Source organism: Flavobacteriales bacterium (assembly GCA_013214975.1).
Lineage (GTDB): Bacteria > Bacteroidota > Bacteroidia > DT-38 > DT-38 > DT-38.
Window position 1 is genome coordinate 1 of the sequence record JABSPR010000193.1, and the last position, 3,451, is coordinate 3,451.

General features: G+C 36.9%; 5 protein-coding genes. 3 read left to right on the plus strand and 2 right to left on the minus strand.

Annotation, left to right across the window (positions count from 1 at the left end):
- The coding region (locus HRT72_06540) for an NAD(P)-binding domain-containing protein (GenBank protein NQY67365.1) at window positions 1-578 on the minus strand (578 nt) is incomplete at its 3' end.
- 109 nt (window positions 579-687) lie between these two features.
- Here HRT72_06540 and HRT72_06545 point away from each other — a divergent pair.
- The 3 genes from HRT72_06545 to HRT72_06555 all read left to right on the plus strand — a co-directional run bounded on the left by HRT72_06545 (window position 688) and on the right by HRT72_06555 (window position 2,709).
- On the plus strand, window positions 688-1,560 hold the full coding sequence (locus HRT72_06545) for a pyridoxal-phosphate dependent enzyme (GenBank protein ID NQY67366.1): 873 nt from the start codon (window positions 688-690) through the stop codon (window positions 1,558-1,560).
- A 94-nt stretch (window positions 1,561-1,654) separates the two neighbouring features.
- Window positions 1,655-2,266 (plus strand): glucosaminidase domain-containing protein, encoded by a 612-nt coding sequence (locus HRT72_06550; GenBank protein ID NQY67367.1) that lies wholly within the window; start codon window positions 1,655-1,657, stop codon window positions 2,264-2,266.
- 56 nt (window positions 2,267-2,322) lie between these two features.
- Window positions 2,323-2,709 (plus strand): LysM peptidoglycan-binding domain-containing protein, encoded by a 387-nt coding sequence (locus HRT72_06555; protein NQY67368.1) that lies wholly within the window; start codon window positions 2,323-2,325, stop codon window positions 2,707-2,709.
- Here the strand turns inward: HRT72_06555 and HRT72_06560 are convergent.
- A partial coding sequence (locus HRT72_06560) for a hypothetical protein (protein ID NQY67369.1) occupies window positions 2,671-3,451 on the minus strand: 781 nt, incomplete at its 5' end. The genes HRT72_06555 and HRT72_06560 overlap by 39 nt on opposite strands.

The following is a 3,451-nucleotide window of genomic DNA, read 5'->3' on the forward strand; positions in this document are numbered from 1 at the left end:
CCTCCTTGTGCAGCAGCTCTAATTGCTCGAAGAAAAAACGCTACACCACAAGAACATAAAGCCGTAGCTGCACGAATATACTCTTCTTCGAGTAGGATAGTTTCACCTACCAAATCGAATAATTCTTTAGTAACCTTAATATCTACTTTGGAAGCATTGGTTACACAAATACATGTCATTGATTCCATGATAGCAATAGCCGTATTTGGCATCACTCTTATGATCCTCGCTCGCGCAGGTAAATGTGCAGCGATGGCATTGTTGTTAGCGCCAGTAACTAAAGACATTACGAGATGTTGCTTAACATCAATGCTTTTGCCAATGCTTTTTAAAACCGTTTTTAATTGCTGTGGTAAAACCGCAAGGATTACAATCTCGCTATTGGCCACAGCCTCGGCGTTATTATTTGTTACATTGTATCCGTCAGCTGCAAAGTCATCTAGCTTTTTAACACTTCTTCGTGTTATCGTAATCTGATTCGCTTTGTAGTTTCCAGATCGCACTAAACCTCTAGCTATAGCTGCACCCATGTTGCCGCCACCTAGTATTGCAATTTTTGTTTTTTTTGTTTTTCCCATTGCTATTTATTTCTCTAACCTAAGCTAATCAATACTTGATTAGGTAATTGATGTCTGTAAAATTCGATAATTTGCGCTTCGCATCAAAATAAGTTCTCCTCAAACCAATATGAAGGATCTCCATTCGCTAATTAATTCGGTACCCCGATTACATCTTTTGGAATCTGATTTCCTAAGAGAGATGGGTGTTGAAGTATATGTTCTTCGGTTAGATGAATTGCATCCAATTATATCTGGAAACAAATGGTATAAGCTAAAATATAATTTAGATGAAGCTAGGAGGGGTAACGGAATTCTGACATTTGGTGGTGCGTTTTCAAATCATATATATGCGGCAGCATGGGCTTGTAATCAATTAGGAATTCCTTCTGTAGGAATTATCCGTGGTGAAGAAACACAACCCTTGAATAACATAATGAAAAGTGCAAAAAATTGGGGAATGGAAATAAAATATATTTCTAGATCGGATTATAGAAAAAAGGCCGAATCTAAGTTTTTGGATGATTTGAAAGCTCAATATGCAAATTTTCACATCATTCCAGAAGGAGGGGCAAACGAAATTGGTGTAAGAGGAGCTGAAGAAATATTAAGCCGTATAGAAATTTATTATTCTCATATAGCTTGTTCTATTGGCACCGGTGCAATGATGGGAGGGTTGGTAAACTCGGTTAAGCATATGGCAAAGGTTATCGGTTATTCATCACTAAAGGGAGGAGCATTTCTTGTTGATGAGGTTAGGCATTTTGTTAGAAATAACGAGGTTGGCTTTGAAATAAGCATTGATTATCATTTCGGAGGATATGCAAAATCAACTCCTGAGCTGGAGAAATTTATTGAAGATTTTAAAAACGACTATGATATTCAGTTAGACTGGGTTTACAATGGGAAAATGTTTTACGGCTTATTTCATGATATATTAAAGGGAAAGTTTGAAAAAGGAGCTAAAATCATAGCTGTTCACTGTGGAGGGATTCAAAAGTAATACTTTAACATATTTCTGTTGAAAAGTATCACTAGGCCTTTCGTAAGGTGCTGATAAGGAAGGTAATTTAGTGCAACTTAAAATTCCAGATAGCATGCGTTTCCTTCTCAGTAGTATTTTATCGTTTTCAGTAATTATGTGCTTCGCACAATCTTCAACTGAATACACGGAAGATAATTATATAGCAAAGTATAAAGAGGATGCTATCAGAGAAATGCATAGAAGTGGAGTTCCTGCTAGTATCACATTAGCACAAGGGATATTGGAATCGGCAAAAGGTGGAAGCCCATTAGCAAAAAATGCAAAGAATCATTTCGGAATTAAGTGCCATACTGTATGGGAAGGACCAACTTACTATCAGGATGATGACATTGCAGATGAGTGCTTTAGGAAGTATAGCACGGTTCTAGATTCATATAAAGATCATTCTGATTTTTTAAGAACAAGGTCGCGTTATGATTTTCTATTCGAGTTAGAAGCAAAAGATTACAAAGCGTGGGCAAGGGGCCTTAAGAAAGCAGGGTACGCTACAGATCCTAAGTACCCAGTTCGATTAATTAAAATTATTGAGGAAAATAGTTTGTATCGTTTTGACAATGTAGAGCAGGTGGCTGAAGTAAAAAAAAAAGAGAGCCAGAGATCAATACATCCTCTAAGGGAGGAAATCATCACACAAGTAGAGGAGCAAATCGTAGATCTAAAATAGCGGCCAGAAAAGAGGAAGCTAGAATTGCAGAAGCAAAAAAGCCGAAGTCGGAAATAATGAGTGCAAAAGACGCTCACCAAATAAAGCTTAGAAATAGAATAAAGTCCATTATTGCTTTAAAAGACGACACGCCATTAAGTGTGTCGAATTCATTGGGGATGAATCTTTGGCAGGTTTATAAGTATAATGACATGAAGAAGGGTGCAGATTTTATTTCAGGTCAGATAATATATTTACAGCCCAAAAAAAACAGAGGTTCTGTCGATTACCATGTAGTGCGTAAAGGAGATAATATGTATAATATCTCTCAGTTTTATGGTGTTAAATTAGAGCGTCTAATTAAATTGAACTCTTCGGATAAAATTGGTAAGAGGGGGGAGAAAAGGATTTATCTACGGAAGGCTTTATTTGAGAATATTATAATTACTGAATCCGAAAAGTGAATTGCCCTTTAAGATTTTCTGTTCTATAAAGGAAATAAGTCGATATTTTAATTTCTCATGTTTAAATAGAGGCCTGTGATTCGGTATAGGTCCTTTCTTGTACAGTTTGTCCTGCCAATTAAATTTGCCAATCCAGTCTTCCATCACCTTTGGATGAGATCCATTGAAAGTTTGTGCTAAACGCAAAGGGCCATAGTCAAATTCGCTTTCTCGGTCTTGATAAATCGAATCTACTTTGGTCTTGCCTTTGTGGATAGTATCTAAAGATTTCTGTTTGCTCTGCATATACTCTGGAGGGCGCACCCAGCCGTAATGAAATACTTTCGCGTCTAATTCTATCACATTAAGTTTATAGGTGCCTTCTTGTTGACGGTAATCGATACCATCGAATTCTGGTATCCTTCGAAAAGATTGAGCAGATTCCCATGAATGAATATCGTCTCTATTTTTAATGATCCTTATCTCCTTTGGGTACCAACCATGACTATTTTGAAAATGATTATAATCGCCCCAGAAATGCACATATTTAAATAGAAAACCCTCAACGCGATCGTCGTCAAGGTATGTATTGCATTTGTTTACTATCTCGTCTAGGTATTTCTCATGGAGAACTTCATCCGCTTGAATATAAAAGAGCCAATCACCCGAACAGGCTTCTTTGGCAAGATCCGTTTGATGTGCGTTCTCCGTGCCACGAGTGTATTTTGTAATATCCCAAACGGTATCAATTATTTTAATTTTA